Origin of the sequence: Neobacillus drentensis (assembly GCF_036965645.1) — a bacterium.
GTDB lineage: Bacteria > Bacillota > Bacilli > Bacillales > Cytobacillaceae > Neobacillus > Neobacillus drentensis_D.
Map to the genome: position 1 here is coordinate 15,609 of NZ_JBALPZ010000070.1, position 18,017 is coordinate 33,625.

An 18,017-nucleotide genomic window follows, 5' to 3' on the forward strand; every position below is an offset into this window, starting at 1 on the left:
GAGGGAATAGCTTGGAAGAAAACATTCAAAAGCACATAGATAAGCTTTTGCAATATATGAGAGACGAAGCCTACAAACCATTGACGGTTCAGGAATTGGAAGAAGCATTTGGGATCCAGGATTCCGCGGACTTTAAAGAATTCGTCAAGGCTCTCGTTCAAATGGAAGAGAAAGGTCTTGTTGTACGAACACGCAGCAACCGTTACGGGCTTCCGCAAAAAATGAATTTAATCCGCGGTAAGTTAATTGGACACGCCAAGGGATTCGCATTTGTTGTCCCTGATGAACCAGGGATGGATGATATTTTTATCCCGCCAAATGAAACGAATACCGCTATGCATGGGGATACGGTCCTTGCCCGTGTATCGACGGAATCATCAGGAACTCGCAGGGAAGGCAGCATTATCCGGATTATTGAACGAGGCGTTCAGCAAATTGTTGGGACCTATGTCGAAAGCAAAAGCTTTGGTTTTGTGATCCCGGACGATAAAAAGTTTGCCAGCGATATTTTTATCCCTAAGAATGCCTCTAAAGGGGCAGTGGAAGGGCATAAGGTGGTCGTAAAACTTCTTACGTATCCAGAAGGACGAAAAAGTGCGGAAGGCGAAGTTATTGAAATCCTTGGGCATAAAAATGACCCGGGCGTAGACATTCTTTCAGTAATACATAAGCACGGGCTTCCAATGGCATTTCCGGAAGATGTTTTAGAACAGGCCAACGAGACACCTGATACGATTGATGAAAGCGAACTAGCGAATCGCCGTGATTTACGGAATGAAACCATCGTGACAATAGATGGGGCAGATGCTAAAGACCTAGATGATGCGGTCACCGTTACGAAATTAGAGAACGGCAACTATAAGCTTGGTGTCCATATTGCTGATGTTAGTTATTACGTTAAAGAGGGTACACCCATTGACGTGGAAGCAGAGGAGCGCGCGACAAGTGTTTATTTAGTAGACCGAGTGATTCCGATGATTCCGCACCGCCTCTCTAATGGAATTTGTTCCTTGAATCCTAAGGTGGATCGCTTGGTATTATCTTGTGAAATGGAAATTTCATCGGAGGGTACCGTTGTTTCGCATGAGATTTTTCAAAGTGTCATTAAGACAACGGAGCGGATGACGTACTATGATGTAAATCGCATCCTTACTGACAGAGATGAAGAAACACGTGCAAGGTATGGGTCGCTTGTGCCTATGTTTGAATTAATGGAAGAACTTGCAGAAGTTCTCAGAAGCAAACGAATGAAGCGCGGCGCCATTGATTTTGATTTTAAAGAATCGAAGGTTTTAGTCGATGATGAGGGAAAACCAACTGACGTTGTCTTACGTGAACGTTCTGTTGCTGAGCGCTTAATTGAAGAATTTATGTTAGCGGCTAATGAAACCGTAGCGGAGCATTTCCACTGGATGGAAGTACCGTTTATTTACCGTATTCACGAAGACCCGAAGGAAGATAAATTACGAAGATTTTTCGAGTTTATCACAAATTTTGGCTATATCGTAAAAGGAACTGCTAACGATGTTCATCCTCGTGCACTGCAGGAAATTATTGAAGAGGTGCAAGGCAAACCAGAAGAAATGGTGATTTCGACTGTTATGCTGCGTTCCATGCAGCAGGCAAAATATGACCCTGAGAGCCTAGGACATTTTGGCTTATCGACTGAGTTTTATACTCATTTTACCTCACCGATTCGACGTTATCCGGATACGATTGTCCATCGCTTAATCCGTACGTATTTAATTGAAGGAAAGCTGGATGAGACCACGAGGGAAAAATGGAATGCACGCCTGCCTGAAATTGCTGACCATTCTTCGAAAATGGAACGACGTGCTGTGGATGCGGAACGCGAAACGGATGAACTGAAAAAAGCGGAGTATATGGAGGATAAGGTTGGTGTCGAGTATGATGGGATCATCAGCTCTGTAACGAACTTTGGAATGTTCGTGGAACTTCCTAACACCATTGAGGGCCTTGTTCATGTCAGCTATATGACGGATGATTATTATCGTTTTGACGAGCGGCATTATGCAATGATTGGAGAACGTACCGGAAATGTGTTCCGAATTGGTGATGAGATTACTGTTCGTGTCGTAAAAGTGAATAAGGACGAGCGATCGATTGATTTTGAAATCGTCGGGATGAAAGGGACTCGCCGTGAACGATCTGATACAACAAGAGTCTTCAGTACTGGCAGTGATACACGCAAGCCGCGACGAAATAAGCAGCAAGGCGACGGTAAACAAGGACAAGGTCGCAGCCGGAATGGTCAAAAATCTGAATCTGGCGGAGGTCAGGGCGGCAATTCGAAAAAGAAACGTAAATTTTACGACAATGTACCAAAATCCAAGAGCCGGAAGCGCCGAAATAAATAATAGAAGGGGCCTTAAAGCAAGGCCCCTTTTCATTGTACGACTTCAGTAATTCTGCTAAAATATAGTCCATAGAGTTGAGGTGAAACCAATGCCAAAAGGTGAAGGAAAGGTAGTCGCGCAAAACAAAAAAGCGTATCATGACTACTTTATTGAAGAAACATACGAAGCGGGAATTGTTCTTCAGGGGACAGAAATTAAATCGATTCGCGCCGGGAAAGTCAATCTGAAGGATGCGTATGCACGTATCCAAAATGGAGAAGCAATTCTGTTTGGAATGCACGTTAGTCCTTATGAGCAGGGAAACATTTTTAATCACGATCCATTGCGAACACGCAAATTGTTACTTCATAAACGTGAAATTAATAAACTGCTTGGAGAAACAAAAGAAGCAGGTTATGCCCTTGTGCCGTTAAAGTTATATTTGAAAAATGGTTTCTGTAAGGTTTTAATTGGTTTAGCAAAGGGTAAAAAGAATTATGATAAGCGTGAATCGTTAAAGCAGAAAGAAGCAAAGCGTGAAATTGAACGAGCTTTCCGTGATCGGCAAAAAATGTAACTGGAAATTATTTTACAGATAGTTACAATTGAAAAATGCTCTGAGTGTGTTATAATAAGTTTGTCGCTGATGAAGCGGCACAATCTTTTGCTCTGTACCTGAGCAATTCCTAACGTCTGCTGCTAAATCTTTAAGTAGATTTTGCACATTTTATAATGGGGACGCTACGGATTCGACAGGGGTAGTTTGAGCTTAGGTTGCGAGTCGAGGGGATCGGCCTCGTTAAAACGTCAAAGCCATAACTGGCAAAACTAACAAAACTTTCGCTTTAGCTGCTTAATAGCGCTTAGCGGTTCGCCCCTCCATCGCCCATGTGGTAGGGTAGCGGACTCACTTTAAGTGGGCTACGCCGGATTCCACCGCCTGAGGATGAAGGAAGAGAACAACCAGGCTAGCTGACCGGACGCCGGTCGATAGGCAAAAGGATCAGTGAAACGCCAATATATCGACTACACTCGTAGATGCTTAAGTGCCGATATCTTTGGACGCGGGTTCGATTAATTATTAGTCGCCTTGTATGGTAACATACAAGTGATAATCTGGCTTTATCGGTGAAACCTAAGTCGCTTTAGCGATAGGGCAATGCCGAGCGGTATGTGAAGTAATTCAACAGCCGTGTATCGACTTATAGGCTGCCTTGAAATAAGGTAGTACTAGGATGCGATTCCTGCCTTGTAGAGGTAAATTTATGTTTCGCATAAGACGCCAGAGGGCCTGTTAAAGGACAGGTTCAAGATATAGTCAGTGCCATGTCGAAAGCATGGAAGAGCACGTCCCGCCGTCTCCACCATACATAGGTGGATAACAGACCAGCAGATAAATGCTGGTCTTTTTTATATTTGAAAAAAACATTCCTCGAACATTAATTTCCTCTTTAGTAAGTCTTCGTTGTATTTTCCATTACGTGGCGTAACCTTTTCGTAATTCTCTAATATCAAAAGAGCACGATTCTTTTTCTTATCTACTCTTAAAAAGGGAGTAACATCCATTAATAGATTTAGAACGTTTTCTTTGTTCTTTATAGTTAGAGTATAGGAGTCTTTATGGCGTTTGGGATTATAGTTCTTCTTGTTATTAATAGTTCCTTTAGTTAATTTTTGAACATAGTCTAAAAGTTCTTTATCTGTTGACGCAATAGTAATACAGGGGCGGCGATGTTCTTTTTCATGCAATCTAGTAAATGTTACGGTTCCTTCTCCATCAATAATTCCTGCGATATATGCTGCTTCCCAAGTTTCCATAAAAATCCTCCTATTCTAAATTAGAACGTATGTTCCTTTAAGCTTATTATATTTGTTAATTAAATACAAATCAAAAAAAACCCTCTTGAAAAATCAAGAAGGAGTATTATTATTTTAAATTTTATTATATACGGGTTCTCTCCCGCCAATTACTTCCATTATCCTTTTCGCTGCTTCTTTGAGTTTTTCTCCACAGAATGAAATATGTTCTTCACTAATGTTTGAAGCAAAGCCGATACAGGCAATAACCATTTTTATGTCACCATAAAGGTCAAAGATCGGTGCGGCCACACCGAAAACATCCGATGTATGCTCTTCGTAGCTTACTGCATACCCCTTTCGTTTAACCTCATTTAAACTCTCCTGAAATGTTTCAAAATCAGTAATGGACTTATCGGTAAATTGTTTAAAATTAACTTTCTCAATAATTTCTTTCCTTCTTTCTTCTTCAAGAAATGCTAAGTAACACTTACCAAAAGAAGCACTGGTTACCGGGAAATGCTGTCCTAATTTTACTGTCACTTGAACAGGGTTATCCGGCAAATCAAGTTCCTCCTTGGCAACATACATTAATCGATCATTGGATAAAGGTTCAAGCAAAACACTTGTTAGTCTTGTTTGTTCGCATACCCACTTGAGGTATGGTTTAGCAAGATTGAGATAATCGATAAACTCTGAAGCTCTAGATCCCAAGATGATGAGATATGGCCCAAGATTATACTGTTTAGAAGCCTCGTCGTATGAGACATAACGATAATGATTTAATAGTTTTAGTATTCTATGACAAGTACTTTTATTGATTGATAAATTCTTAGAGATTTGGGACAGGGAACGTTCCTTACTTTTATAACGACTTAAATATTCGAGAATTTTAATGGATGCTTCTAGAGCAGGAACCTCTGATTTTTCTTTTTCATTTTGTTTTTGCATGAGCAAGCTCCTATCCAAAATTCCTGTACACTTTACAGGTTTTAGTTGGGTTATATTATAATTTTCACCATACTGTTTGTCAATATTGATAATTTTCTAAAAATTCTATTGACATATGGAGCAAATGGATAGTATTATTGTTTCAAACAAGGAACATCGTTCCTTATGTGGAACATAAAATAGAGACTCATTCCTAAATGCCTAAAAGTAAGAGGAGGATGAAAATTGAGAAATGTTGTTATTATTGATGCAGTACGGACTGCGGTAGGACGAATTGGCGGAAGCTTGAAGGATGTAGAAGCAGACTTCCTTGCTGCAAAAGTCATCGAAGAAATTGTATCACGAACAGGAATTGACAAAAATCAAGTGGAAGAGGTGATTATGGGACAGACCAAACAAAGTGCGGATACCCCTAATCTTGCCCGATTAGCTCTTTTGCGTGCAGGACTTCCTGTTGAGGTCCCGGGTTATACCGTTCACAGACAATGCGGTTCAGGACTTCAGGCCATTAATAATGCAACACTGCAAATTATGAGTGGGTTATCAGATGTAATTATAGCTGGCGGCGCCGAATCGATGAGTACAGCATCCTACTATATAAGAAAGGCACGCTATGGATTCGGTTCAGGAAATGGAGAGATTGTCGATCCTAATACAGAAAGCCAACCTCGTTCACAGCCAATTGAAATCTATGGGAATCTCACCATGGGTTATACAGCGGAAAATTTAGCAGAGCAGTATAAAATATCGAGGAAAGAACAGGATGAATTTGCTTTTCGCAGTCAGGAACTTGCCCAAAAAGCAATTCAGAATGAGCGGTTTCGAAAGGAAATTGTTCCTTATGAAGTTAAGCAGCGAAAAGAAGTAAAGACTTTTGAGATCGATGAGCACCCGCGATTAACTAGTCTGGAAAAGCTAGGGAATTTGAAACCAGTGTTTAAAGAGAACGGTGCAGTAACGGCAGGAAATAGCAGTGGACGAAATGATGGAGCTTCAGCCGTTTTAATGATGTCAGAGGACGCTGCAAACAAGTATGGTTTTATACCAAAAGCGAAAATTATTGCTCAGGCTGTTTCAGGGGTTTCTCCAGAAATTATGGGAATCGGCCCAGTGCAGTCTACGAAGAAAGCGCTGTCTATAGCTGGACTCACTATGGACGAGATCGGTTTGATTGAATTGAATGAAGCCTTTGCGGCTCAAGCTCTTGCAGTGATAAAGGAACTTAATTTGGATTTGGAAAGAGTAAATGTCAATGGCGGGGCCATTGCATTAGGTCATCCCCTTGGAGCTACAGGTGCTATTCTAATGACAAAACTATTGCACGAAATGGAACGAAGAGAAGAAAAGTATGGATTAGTTACACTCTGTATCGGAGGAGGTCAGGGGATCACAACGATCGTGGAAAATATGCAAGTTTAGTGTCAATTAATGATAGAAGTGGAAGATCTGCAGCAAATATGCCAGGCCGAGATAATATAAATAGTTAGGATAAATTTTTTTGGAAATATTGTTCCGTATATGGAATTGATATATTATATACGGAACTGATTGTATAAAGAAATACAGGGAGGGTTTAGAATGATTAATCATATCACAGTGATTGGCGGTGGCACTATGGGACGAGGGATCGCCTATACCGCTGCATTAGCTGGGTTTGAAGTAACTTTACAAGACATATCAAACGAGTCGATTGAAAACGCAAGAGAATATATCGAAGCTTTGTTAAAGAAAAACGTGGAAAAAGGATATGTCCAATTCGAACAGGGCGTTGACGCAAAGAAAAATCTTTCTTATACCACGGAGCTGCAGGAAGCCGTAAGTCAAACCGACCTGGTCATCGAAGCGGCCTTAGAAATTATGGAGTTGAAAATCAGTATTTTTAAGCAGCTAGATGAATTGGCACCTGCACACGCTATCCTTGCAACCAATACATCCACAATGAGTCCGACCGAAATTGCAGCCGCAACGGGAAGACCTGATCAATGTATCGCCATGCACTTCTTTAACCCAGTTCATCGAATGAAATTAATCGAGGTTATTCGAGGATTGGATACATCTGATGCGACAGTTGAGATGGTCAAACAAGTAGCGGAAAAGCTGGGAAAAGTAACAGTTGAAGTTAATGAGTTTCCTGGTTTCGTAACAAGCCGAATGAATTGCCTAATTGGAAATGAAGCCATGAACATGTTAATGGAAGGCGTGGCTTCAGCTGAGGACATTGATAAAGCTCTTAAGTATGGTTTAAATCATCCGATGGGTCCACTGGAATTGGCAGATCTTGTAGGATTGGACAGCCGCTTACGAAATATGGAATATCTGTATCATCAATTAGGAGAAAAGTATCGTCCATCCCCTTTGCTTGTGAAATATGTTAAAGCAGGACGATTAGGAAGGAAATCTGGCCGGGGATTTTTTGATTACTCTAATAAATAGGAAGGAAAGTGGAGATTATGGATTTTCAATTATCGGAAGATATTAATTTTTTAAAACAAAGTATTCGTGATTTTGTTGATAACGAAGTAGATCCGCTTGCAATGGAAATTGAAGAAAAGGATGAAATTCCTGAAAAAATTATGAACATGTCTAAGGAAATGGGCTTGTTTGGATTAAGCATCCCGGAAGAATACGGCGGAACGGGAATCGGAATGGTTGGCAAGTGTGCGATTTACGAGGAATTAGGAAGAACACATAATGGCTATACCACCGTCATCGGTGCTCATACAGGGATCGGTTCTGTGGGGATCGTAGAGATGGGAAATGAAGAACAAAAGCGAAAATATTTGCCAAGAATGGCAAGAGGGGAATTGATCGGTGCCTTTGCTTTGACAGAACCTAGTGCAGGTTCCCATGCAACGAACCTGAAAACAACTGCGGTAAGAAAAGGAGATAAATATATCTTAAATGGAAGCAAACATTACATTACAAACGCGCCTATCGCAGATGTATTTACGGTTATGGCAGTTACAGATCCATCCAAAGGAGCAAAGGGCATTACCTCTTTTATCGTAGAAAAAGACTTTCCTGGGTTCACAGTCGGGAAAAAGGAAAAGAAAATGGGTCTTCACGGGTCCCATTCCGCTGAAATTTTCTTTGAAGATTGTGAAGTCCCTGTTGAAAATGTGCTTGGTCAAGAAGGACAAGGATATGTCAACGCTTTGAAAATACTTGCCAATGGCCGGGCAGGACTTGCAGCAAGAAACTTAGGTTCTTGCGATAAGCTTTTAGAGATGTCTATTCAACATGCAAATACTAGAATTCAGTTTGATAAACCGATTTTTGAACAACAAATTATTCAACATTATTTGGCTGACATGGCTCTTGATATAGAAGCCTTAAGAAGTATGACCTACCGAGTTGCCTGGATGGTAGACCAAGAGATGAAGGTCATTAAGGAAGCGGCCATGGTAAAACTGCTTGGTTCCGAGGTTTATAATCGTGTCGCAGATAAAGCCGTGCAGATTCATGGAGGAATTGGTTATATTGCTGAATTCCCTGTGGAACGTTTCTATCGGGATGCAAGAATAACCAAAATCTATGAAGGAACATCCGAAATCCAAAAAAATATTATTGCAGCGCAGTTAAAACGGGAATATCTCTAAATTGGTAGAATAGGAGGATTTCAGAATATGAATATTTTAGTTTTAGTGAAACAGACCTTTGATACGGAAGAGAAAATTGTGATCCAAAATGGACAAATTAATGAGGAAAATGTAGGGTTTATCCTTAATCCTTACGATGAGTATGCAGTGGAAGAAGCCGTCAAAATCAAGGAAGATTCAGGGGCAGAAATAACTGTATTAACGGTTGGACCGACTCGATCTGAGAACGTTTTGAGAACAGCACTTGCTATGGGAGCAGACAAGGGGATTATCGTAGAATTAGAGGAAGCGGCAGATGAGTATGCTATCGCCAAATTCATTAAAGCGGCAATTAAAGGGCAGGAGTTCGATTTAGTGCTCGCTGGAAATATGGCGGTCGATTCCGGATCCGGCCAAGTCGCCATTCGGGTGGCGGAAGAATTAGGTATCCCTCAAGTAGCTGCGATTACCAAACTCTCTCTTGATGGCAGTAAGGCAATCGTTGAACGTGATATTGAGGGAGACTTAGAAGTGATTGAAGTGAATCTTCCATTCCTGGCAACAGCTCAACAAGGATTAAACGAGCCGCGTTATCCCTCCCTGCCTGGAATGATGAAAGCAAAGAAAAAGCCTCTTGAACGTTTCACATTAGAGGATTTGGAGTTATCTGAAGATGACTTAACTACTCGAACAACTGTTCAAGATCAATATTTGCCTCCCAAAAAACAAGCAGGAAAAGTGTTAGTAGGCGAAATGGGCCAACAGGTTCAAGACCTTGTGAATCTGCTTCGCAGTGAAGCAAAGGTAGTCTGATTATTTATTAAGGAGGGTAAATCACATGAGTAAAAAAGTACTTGTTTTTGTAGAAAGCAACGATGGAAAGCTTCGCAATGTCTCTTTTGAAGCCTTGACATCAGCCAGGAAGCTGGCTGATGGAGGTGAAGTCATTACTGCATTATTTGCTACAGAAGCAGCTGAATTTATAAAGGAAGTTAGCCAATACGGACCCGATAAAGTATATGTTCTGGAAGACGAATCCCTAGTAACCTATACAATCGATGCATACACCCAGGCATTATGTCAGGTCATTGAGGAAGTGCAGGCCGAGGTCATTCTCATGGGACATACAGCAATCGGGAGAGACATGGCCCCAAGAGTGGCTGCAAGATTAGGTGCTGGACTCGCTTCAGACTGCACAGGGGCAGATTTGGAGAATGGCGAGATCATCTTTACTCGTCCCATTTATGCAGGGAAGGCTTTCCAAAAGAAGGCATTTAACCAGGGGAAGGTGTTTGCCACACTAAGGCCTAATAACTTTGAAATACAAGAAAACCCTGTCGTTGCTGAGGTTGTTCCATTCCAACCTGTTATTAAGGATTTAAGAACTATTGTTAAAGAAATCGTCCGCAAAACGACAAGTGGAGTAGATCTGAGTGAAGCAAAAGTGATCATATCCGGCGGCCGCGGCGTGAAAAGCAAGGATGGCTTCCAACCTCTTCAGGAATTAGCTGAAGTTTTAGGCGGCGCAGTTGGAGCTTCCCGAGGAGCATGTGACGCTGAGTTTTGTGATTATGCTTTACAAATTGGACAAACGGGAAAAGTGGTAACTCCCGATTTATATATCGCTTGCGGGATTTCCGGTGCCATTCAGCATTTGGCCGGAATGTCTAATTCTAAAGTGATTGTGGCCATCAACAAGGATCCGGAAGCTCCAATTTTCCAAGTAGCGGATTACGGAATTGTAGGCGATTTGTTTGAAGTAGTGCCTCTTTTAACGGAAGAATTTAAAAAAGTATTGCTTCCCTGTTAACTATCAAACTACAATATTTGAATGTTAAAATATGCCGGTTATCTAGGTCCTCTCTTGAAAAATAAGAGGGGGCCTATCCTCAGGCCTAGTATCTCCTTACAATATGATATGGGAAATAGAATAATTTCCCACCAATAATATAGTTCTAATCTTTTATTCTATTATTATTAACTCTGGAACGTAATCGAACTGACTAAGAATTTACAATGGAGGGAACAGGATGTTATTACTGCTGAATTTTCTTGCTTTCCTAGCTGTGACAGGATATGCGGTTTACTTGTTTGCTCAACTCGTTTACAGCCGGTATTTATTTGTGAAGCTTGGGAAAAAGGTTGATTTTGAGCCGAGCCTCAAAGAACGAATCAATGCGGTATTAGTGAATGGGTTTGGCCAGCGAAAATTATTTAAGGACAAGAAAAGCGGTCTTATGCACTTAATCTTGTTTTATGGTTTTTTTATCATTCAGGTAGGACTCGTTGAAATCATTATTAAGGGATTTATCAGAGGTTATGAATTTCCTTTCGGCGGCGCCTATAAATATTTCAGTCTCTTGCAGGAGTGGACTGTATTCCTCATGTTGTGTGCGATGGTATATGCTTTTTATCGCCGTTATATTGAAAAGTTAAAGCGGCTGCAATTGAAACGGGATGCCAAAGCTGCGTTTGTAATTATTGCCCTCATTACGCTGACATTAGCGATCCTGCTTACGTTGGGATTTGAAAAGGTTATGCTGGGGCAAAGCCCCGATTTCTCCCATGCTCCATTCTCCGGAGTGATTACTGCAGCTTTCTCCGGTATTGGTAAAACAGCGGGTACAGTATTGTTCTACGTATTTTGGTGGCTGCATCTGTTAACCGTGTTATCATTCATGGTGTTTGTACCCCAGTCGAAGCAAGCACATGAGTTGTTCGCGATGTTTAACATCTTTTTCAAGAAGGTCGGTCCTGTTGGAAAATTGAGTAAGATTGATTTTGAAGACGAAGCAGTAGAGGAATACGGGGTCGGGAAAATTGAGAATTTTACCCGGCAGCAGCTGATCGATTTGTATGCATGCGCAGAATGCGGGCGCTGCACAAATATGTGCCCGGCTTCCGTCACCGGGAAGACATTATCTCCTATGCATCTAATCGTTAAGATGAGGGATCATTTGACAGAAACAGGGGCCTCTATTACTTCCCGTAGTCCATGGATGCCTAGTCTTGTTTCCGGCACTTCTGCATTAGCCCCTTCATTAACTGCCGGGCCCGCTGTACAGGAAACCGCTTCAACGGTTGAAATGCCTAATTTGATCGGAGATGTCATTACGGAGGAAGAATTATGGGCTTGTACAACATGCCGAAATTGTGAAGACCAATGTCCGGTGGCTAACGAACATGTGGATAAAATCATTGATTTGAGGCGTTATTTGGTTATGACTGAAGGCAGTATGCCTCAAGAGGCTAATCGTTATTTTCATAATATTGAGCGGCAAAGTAATCCATGGGGGATTAACCGGAAGGAGCGTATCAAGTGGCGCGAGGAACGTAAAGATATCAATGTTCAAACGGTCAATGAGGTAGAAGAATTTGAATATCTGTTTTGGGTTGGATCGATGGGATCCTTTGATCAACGAAGTCAAAAGATTGTGCAGTCTTTTGCCAAAATTATGAACACGGCTGGTATCAGTTTTGCCATTCTTGGTAATGAAGAGCGAAATTCCGGAGATACGGCACGCAGAATGGGGAATGAATTCTTATTTCAACAATTATGTCAGGAGAATATCGCTAACTTTCAGGCCTATGGTGTGAGAAAAATCGTCACCATCGATCCTCATGCTTATAACACCTTTAAACATGAATATCCCGAGTTTGGTTTGGAAGCAGAGGTTTATCACCATACTGAGTTGATTTGGAAGTGGATCCAGGAGGGCAGGATTAAGCCAGTGAAGGAAGTCAAGGAAGCAATTGCCTATCATGATTCCTGTTATCTAGGCCGATATAACAATATCTATGAGATCCCACGAAAAATTCTTAAATCTGTTCCCGGTGTAGAAATACTAGAGATGGGACGGAATAAAGAAAATGCCATGTGCTGTGGAGCCGGCGGAGGCAGGATGTGGATAGAGGAAACCCAGGGGAAACGGATTAACGTAGAACGAGTGGAACAAGCGCTTCAACTTAGTCCAACGATGATTGGAAGTAATTGTCCGTACTGCCTGACCATGTTAACCGATGGTACGAAAGCAAAAGAAGCAGAAGATCAAGTTAGAACAATGGATATAGCGGAGATTGTGGAACGTTCATTAGCGGGATAGAAGTTTGCAAGGAGTGTTCAAATAAGGATGAGCAGCAATTTTTATCAATACAACAGGAAATGTGAACTTGTTGGATTGTTCTAAAGTCCCTTTTCAATCAAGGAGTGGAAATTAAAATGGTATATCAAAATATTTTAGTAGAACTAGAAGAACAAATGGGGGTTATTAAGCTCAACCGGCCGGAAGTCAGAAATGCATTGGATGCTCAAACCTTGACGGAAATAAGGATTGCCTTGGAAACTCTGGAAAATGATGAAAGAGTAGGGGTAATCGTTATTACGGGAGCTGGGGAAAAATCATTTGCGGCTGGAGCTGATATCAGGCAGCTACGAGAAAAGCAGCCCTTAGATGCTCTTATTCCGGGGATGTCCGGAGTTTACCGCAGAATCGAAAATTGTAATAAAGTAACGATTGCCGCTATTAACGGATTCGCATTGGGTGGGGGATGTGAACTGGCAATGGCCTGTGATATTCGTATCGCTGCTGATCATGCAAAATTTGGGCTTCCGGAACTTAATTTATCCATCATTCCCGGAGCGGGAGGAACGCAGCGTTTAGCCCGGATCATAGGAAAGGGAAGAGCAGTAGATATGATTTTGACTGGCGAAATGTTAACAGCAAAGCAGGCTGAGGATTTTGGTTTAGTTTCAAGGGCCGTTCCGATGGAAGAATTGTGGAAGGCGGTAAAATCAAAAGCGGAAAAGATTTTATCAAAGGGACCGTTTGCTGTCAGAATGGCCAAACTCGTTATTAATCATGGATTTGATGCAAATATGGACACGGCGCTTATGATTGAAAAACTGGCACAGGCAGTCTTGTTTGGGTCTCAAGATAAAAAAGAGGGGACACAAGCATTTCTTGATAAAAGGCAGGCTCTCTTCAAAGGAATGTAAGAGGACCATAACATAAAGGAAAGAAAGAAAACAAAGAGCAGCTCCGAAAACAATTTTTAGATTGTATTTGGGGCTGCTTTTTCGTTTACTGTTTTTTTAAGTAGATAAGGTGGTTCTAGTACTTGGTTACAGTAGAATTCCATTAATTCCTAATTATTTAACTTCTGGTTTCTCTTTCCCCATAGAGTCAAATAATTGTGTAGATGATAAGGCATTGAATGGTAAAGTTACATTGTGTTTAAGTCCTTCGTTATAAGCCGCCTTTAAGTCTTTAAGTAAAACAGCCAAGGCAGTGTCTGCTGTCCATTCAGAAACATCCTTCCAATTTCTAACTACCCAGCTATCACCTGTGCTAACTTGTAACAAGTTTAATAACTCTTGTTGAGGTAAGTTATAGTGTTTTCCTAATTTAAGTCCTTCAGCTAGAGCATTCATGTTAATACCTAGAATCATATTATTAACTAATTTAGCTACTTGGCTGTTTCCTGGCTGACCGCCATAGTAGAATATATTGGACCCAATGGCATCAAAGTATGGTCGGAAAGATTTCACAATTTCTTCTGAACCGGATGTCATAATCGATAATGTTCCAGCTTGAGCACCTGAAGCACCACCACTTACCGCAGCGCTAATTAATTTGAAATCACTTTCTTCTTCGACTTTTTCACCTAATTGATTCATGGTATCAGGGTCTAGTGTACTCATGACAATGATGGTTTTATCTTTAGGTTGGGCAGATAATAGACCGTTTTCACCAAATATAACGTCTATATTTTGGGCATAGTCACGAACCATGGAGATAATCGCTTCGTCAGCTTGTTCCGCTACTTCTTTTAAAGTTTCCACCATTGTTATACCAGCAGCTGTTGCCTTCTCATAAACACCTTTAAAGGCATCATAACCGATTACTTCAAAACCAGCTTTCTTTAAGTTAACGGCCATTGGGAAGCCCATTGTTCCTAATCCTACAAAGCCAATTTTTTTACTCATGATTCATTCCTCCTATATTAACTTGTTGGTTGAAATTTTATATTTTTGTTCACATTTTGTTCACACTTAGTATACCTCGCACTTTTGTATGAGTAAAATGAATAATATGAATAAAACGTATGTATATATTTCATGGTTCGGAGATAATATTCATGCAAAATTATCACCCAACTTATTTTATTGTCTCTAAATATAAAAGCTTTACTAAAGGTCCGAAATTAACCTTTTATGAAAAAAAGGAATGCATTTTATGAGTTATATGTATTTTACGAATAATAAAAGCTGCGGTATAGTTATTAATGTTTCAAAAACAACGGACATTTTGGGAGGAATAAAACATGGAAAAAGATCGTTACCAAAGAGGATTAGATATTATAAATGAGATTACTGTAACAGATAACAAGGAAATTGGAACACACATGGATATTGTAGCCGCATTTAAAGAGCTTGCACCTGATTTAGAAAGTTATATTGTTGAATTTGCCTTCGGAGATATTTATTCAAGAGAGGGCACAACTCCACAACAAAAAACGATTGCTACAATCGCTTCTCTTGTAGCTCTAGGTACTGAGCCGCAATTGGAATTGCATATCAACGTAGGAATTACAATTGGATTAACTCCACAAGAAATTGTTGGAACTGTCGTGCACTTGATTCCCTATACAGGCTTCCCTAAAGTCTTGAATGCTCTAAAAATTGTTAAAAAAGTTTTTGCTCAAAGAAATGTTAAAATGAACGTTAAAGAAATGCAGCCACAGCAATAAAACACCTAAAACACCTAAAACGACCACCTGCTAACGCAGGTGGATATATTTTCTTTGATATTGTGAAAAAATGCACAAAGATTTAAAAAATATAGCAGAGTTTAATTAAGAGAGCAGGAGGATATTAAGTGAGGAATGCAAGTGAAAAACTATGGACAAAAGATTTTATTATTATGTCTATCATTAACTTCATCATTATGATTATTTTTTATTTATTAATGGTTACAATGGCTTCATACGCTGTAAAAGAGTTTCATGCTTCTGTTTCACAAGCTGGTCTTGTAGCTGGAATTTATATTGTCGGAACCTTATTAGGCAGAATCGTTACAGGCCGAATTATTAACAAAGTCGGCACAAAAAAAATATTAATGATTGGTTTAATTCTATTCCCGATAACCATGTCATTCTATTTTATTCAAGCGGGGATTATCGTACTGATCATTAGCCGCCTGATAAATGGTTTCGCAGTTGGGATTGCTTCTACCGCTGTAAGTACAGTCGTAGCGCAAATTTTACCAACTTCTCGTAAAGGTGAAGGAATTGGTTACTTCAGTATGAGTTCAACACTTGGAACAGCCATCGGACCGTTCTTCGGTTTGTTGTTGAGCCAACACACTACTTATTTTGTTATTTTCATGTTATGTATGGTTTTTGCCATTTTAGCACTAGTCAGCGCCTTATTTACAAAAATATCGAAAATCCAAGCTCATTCGCTTCAAGAAGAAAAAGGCTTTCATATTTCTCAATTTATTGATAGAAAAGCACTTCCGATCGCCATTTTGACGTTATTTTTTGCATTAGGCTATGCAAGCCTTATTGCTTTCCTTAACTTCTTTGCAGAAGAACGTGATTTATTAAGTGCATCAAGCTTTTTCTTTTTAGCATACGCTATAGCAGTTCTACTCACACGTCCATTTACAGGGCGTATTATGGATACAAAAGGTGCTAACTTGTATATCCATGTGCCATTTTCTTTGGAATTGGTTTACTTCTTTTAAGTATCTCGCATAGTGCTTTCCTTCTATTACTTTCTGGCGCTATCATTGGTATTGGTTTTGGTAATATATCTTCTGCCTTTCAAGCTCTTCGATTAAAGTAACGACGCCAGAAAAAATTGGATTAGCCACTTCCACCTACTTTATCGGATTAGATGTAGGACTTGGCTTCGGTCCTTATTTCTTAGGATATTTAGTACCGGCCCTTGGCTATAGCAATTTGTATGTATGGTTAGGTATTTTAATGTTTGTCCTTATTATTTTTTATCTACTTTTACATGGCCGAAAAGACCATTTAGTCTTAAATAGAAATGAAATTCGTTTAAAAGAGGTATCGCCTAATTAATTTCAAAATGTTCATTTGGAATAAAGTTTTGATTAAAAATAGATCCCTCCGCGATTCACTTTCACATTCAAAGCTCTCGATTTGATTAATCAAATCGAGAGCTTCTTTTGCTTCTATTACATTTATCATTTTCATGATTCGGGAGGTAATTCAGTTGAAATGTACTGGATAAATTCACGAACCGCAGGTGAGGCGTACTTCTTTTTTTTGAAAATTAATCCTAAGTTCCAAGGGAAGCTTGGATTGACGATGGGTATCGCCTTGATTAAATCTCGATCGACTTTACCTGCAATGGGTCTTGGGAAAATCGAAATCCCTAAGTTTTCGCTAATCATTCCACTAATGAAATCCCACTCAGAACTTTCATAAGCAATTTCCGGACGAAAACCAGCTCGTTCACATTCTTGAATAATGATGTCATGTATAGCAAACTCTTTATTAAATAGAATGAAGGTTTCATTTTGTAACTCTTTCATTTCGACTTTTTCCATCTTCGCTAATGGATGGGAACGATGGACGAAGAGGGACAGTTCTTCATTAACAAAGGGAACAACATCAAACTCCTTTTCATCGACCGGCAGCATCACCACACCAAGATCTAATATTCCATCTCTGACTTCCTGTTTAACCTTTCTGGAATCATCTTCAAAGAGTTTTATTTTGATATCGGGATAAAGATTATTAAACCCTTTAATGATTTTTGGAAAAAATAAAAAACCAATGATTGGCGGTACGCCGATTTTTATTTTGCCTTTTTTTAAGTTCATTAAATCATAAAGGTGGATAGATAAATCATTTAACGATTCTATAATCTTCTCCCCCTCGGCTAAAACGATTTCGCCTGCTTCCGTTAATTCAATGTTCTTTGCGGAACGGTCAATCAGTTCTACGTTTAATTCTTCTTCCAAACTTTTGACTACTTTACTTAGTGTAGACTGTGACAAATGGAGGGATCTTGAAGCATTCGTAAAACTTTTGTATTTGGCAACTTCAATAAAGTAAGTAAGGTGACGTATGTCCATGAATGTAATCTCCAATCTATGAAATATATACATATGTTCTATTCCTAAAATTCATTTTACTCATATAAATAGACAATGTATACTAAGTGTGAACGAATTGTGAACGATAACATAAATGATATTGGTTTTGTAAGCTTAGGTGGGTTACCTATGGCTTTCATTTTCAAATCTCCATCATTCTCCATAAATCGAGATAGTTGATTTTCCCTCTATTAAAATAT

At 39.9% G+C, this 18,017-nt stretch carries 15 protein-coding genes and 1 other RNA gene; 12 read left to right on the forward strand and 4 right to left on the reverse strand.

Annotated elements, in window-relative coordinates; translation table 11 throughout:
- The first annotated feature begins 11 nt into the window (after positions 1-11).
- The 3 genes from rnr to ssrA all read left to right on the forward strand — a co-directional run bounded on the left by rnr (position 12) and on the right by ssrA (position 3,434).
- Entirely contained in the window at positions 12-2,378 is a 2,367-nt protein-coding gene (gene rnr / locus V7266_RS14380) for a ribonuclease R (RefSeq protein ID WP_335468577.1), read from the forward strand.
- A gap of 88 nt (positions 2,379-2,466) precedes the next feature.
- Positions 2,467-2,934, forward strand: coding sequence for an SsrA-binding protein SmpB (smpB, locus tag V7266_RS14385; RefSeq protein WP_335468578.1), 468 nt, complete (start codon positions 2,467-2,469; stop codon positions 2,932-2,934).
- A 165-nt stretch (positions 2,935-3,099) separates the two neighbouring features.
- Positions 3,100-3,434, forward strand: a transfer-messenger RNA (tmRNA) gene (gene ssrA / locus V7266_RS14390).
- 333 nt (positions 3,435-3,767) lie between these two features.
- On the opposite strand, the gene V7266_RS14395 is transcribed toward ssrA, so the two are convergent.
- Both V7266_RS14395 and V7266_RS14400 read right to left on the reverse strand, forming a co-directional pair.
- Positions 3,768-4,175 (reverse strand): LAGLIDADG family homing endonuclease, encoded by a 408-nt coding sequence (locus tag V7266_RS14395; RefSeq protein WP_335468579.1) that lies wholly within the window; start codon positions 4,173-4,175, stop codon positions 3,768-3,770.
- 114 nt (positions 4,176-4,289) lie between these two features.
- Entirely contained in the window at positions 4,290-5,105 is an 816-nt protein-coding gene (locus V7266_RS14400; protein ID WP_335468580.1) for an IclR family transcriptional regulator, read from the reverse strand.
- Positions 5,106-5,330: 225 nt separating this feature from the next.
- On the opposite strand from V7266_RS14400, the gene V7266_RS14405 reads away from it, so the two are divergent.
- From V7266_RS14405 to V7266_RS14435, 7 genes are all read left to right on the forward strand, one after another.
- Entirely contained in the window at positions 5,331-6,524 is a 1,194-nt protein-coding gene (locus V7266_RS14405) for a thiolase family protein (RefSeq protein WP_335468581.1), read from the forward strand.
- Between the two features lie 162 nt (positions 6,525-6,686).
- The gene (locus V7266_RS14410; RefSeq protein WP_335468613.1) at positions 6,687-7,538 is read left to right on the forward strand and encodes a 3-hydroxyacyl-CoA dehydrogenase; all 852 of its coding nucleotides are present in this window, start codon (positions 6,687-6,689) and stop codon (positions 7,536-7,538) included.
- A gap of 17 nt (positions 7,539-7,555) precedes the next feature.
- Complete coding sequence (locus V7266_RS14415; RefSeq protein ID WP_335468582.1) at positions 7,556-8,704, forward strand: acyl-CoA dehydrogenase family protein; 1,149 nt, start codon at positions 7,556-7,558, stop codon at positions 8,702-8,704.
- Between the two features lie 27 nt (positions 8,705-8,731).
- Positions 8,732-9,496, forward strand: coding sequence for an electron transfer flavoprotein subunit beta/FixA family protein (locus V7266_RS14420; protein WP_335468583.1), 765 nt, complete (start codon positions 8,732-8,734; stop codon positions 9,494-9,496).
- A 25-nt stretch (positions 9,497-9,521) separates the two neighbouring features.
- Positions 9,522-10,493, forward strand: coding sequence for an electron transfer flavoprotein subunit alpha/FixB family protein (locus V7266_RS14425; RefSeq protein ID WP_335468584.1), 972 nt, complete (start codon positions 9,522-9,524; stop codon positions 10,491-10,493).
- A 220-nt stretch (positions 10,494-10,713) separates the two neighbouring features.
- Positions 10,714-12,786 (forward strand): (Fe-S)-binding protein, encoded by a 2,073-nt coding sequence (locus tag V7266_RS14430; protein ID WP_335468585.1) that lies wholly within the window; start codon positions 10,714-10,716, stop codon positions 12,784-12,786.
- A gap of 116 nt (positions 12,787-12,902) precedes the next feature.
- A complete protein-coding gene (locus V7266_RS14435; RefSeq protein ID WP_335468586.1) occupies positions 12,903-13,679 on the forward strand; it encodes an enoyl-CoA hydratase/isomerase family protein in 777 nt (258 codons plus the stop codon).
- Positions 13,680-13,832: 153 nt separating this feature from the next.
- Here V7266_RS14435 and V7266_RS14440 read toward each other — a convergent pair whose 3' ends face one another.
- Positions 13,833-14,669: an NAD(P)-dependent oxidoreductase gene (locus V7266_RS14440; protein WP_335468587.1), complete on the reverse strand. Its 837-nt coding sequence runs from the start codon at positions 14,667-14,669 to the stop codon at positions 13,833-13,835.
- A 338-nt stretch (positions 14,670-15,007) separates the two neighbouring features.
- Between V7266_RS14440 and V7266_RS14445 the strand changes: the two genes are divergently transcribed.
- Together V7266_RS14445 and V7266_RS14450 are read left to right on the forward strand one after the other, a co-directional pair.
- Positions 15,008-15,433, forward strand: coding sequence for a carboxymuconolactone decarboxylase family protein (locus V7266_RS14445; RefSeq protein ID WP_335468588.1), 426 nt, complete (start codon positions 15,008-15,010; stop codon positions 15,431-15,433).
- Positions 15,434-15,561: 128 nt separating this feature from the next.
- Entirely contained in the window at positions 15,562-16,431 is an 870-nt protein-coding gene (locus V7266_RS14450; protein ID WP_335468589.1) for an MFS transporter, read from the forward strand.
- 474 nt (positions 16,432-16,905) lie between these two features.
- On the opposite strand, the gene V7266_RS14455 is transcribed toward V7266_RS14450, so the two are convergent.
- The gene (locus tag V7266_RS14455) at positions 16,906-17,796 is read right to left on the reverse strand and encodes a LysR family transcriptional regulator (RefSeq protein ID WP_335468590.1); all 891 of its coding nucleotides are present in this window, start codon (positions 17,794-17,796) and stop codon (positions 16,906-16,908) included.
- Between the last annotated feature and the right edge of the window lie 221 nt (positions 17,797-18,017).

Coding starts and splice junctions, on each gene's coding strand:
- smpB (WP_335468578.1), top strand. CDS start 2,467: ATGCCAAAAGGTGAAGGAAAGGTAGTCGCGCAAAACAAAAAAGCGTAT.
- V7266_RS14395 (WP_335468579.1), bottom strand. CDS start 4,175: ATGGAAACTTGGGAAGCAGCATATATCGCAGGAATTATTGATGGAGAA.
- V7266_RS14400 (WP_335468580.1), bottom strand. CDS start 5,105: ATGCAAAAACAAAATGAAAAAGAAAAATCAGAGGTTCCTGCTCTAGAA.
- V7266_RS14415 (WP_335468582.1), top strand. CDS start 7,556: ATGGATTTTCAATTATCGGAAGATATTAATTTTTTAAAACAAAGTATT.
- V7266_RS14420 (WP_335468583.1), top strand. CDS start 8,732: ATGAATATTTTAGTTTTAGTGAAACAGACCTTTGATACGGAAGAGAAA.
- V7266_RS14425 (WP_335468584.1), top strand. CDS start 9,522: ATGAGTAAAAAAGTACTTGTTTTTGTAGAAAGCAACGATGGAAAGCTT.
- V7266_RS14430 (WP_335468585.1), top strand. CDS start 10,714: ATGTTATTACTGCTGAATTTTCTTGCTTTCCTAGCTGTGACAGGATAT.
- V7266_RS14435 (WP_335468586.1), top strand. CDS start 12,903: ATGGTATATCAAAATATTTTAGTAGAACTAGAAGAACAAATGGGGGTT.
- V7266_RS14440 (WP_335468587.1), bottom strand. CDS start 14,669: ATGAGTAAAAAAATTGGCTTTGTAGGATTAGGAACAATGGGCTTCCCA.
- V7266_RS14445 (WP_335468588.1), top strand. CDS start 15,008: ATGGAAAAAGATCGTTACCAAAGAGGATTAGATATTATAAATGAGATT.
- V7266_RS14455 (WP_335468590.1), bottom strand. CDS start 17,796: ATGGACATACGTCACCTTACTTACTTTATTGAAGTTGCCAAATACAAA.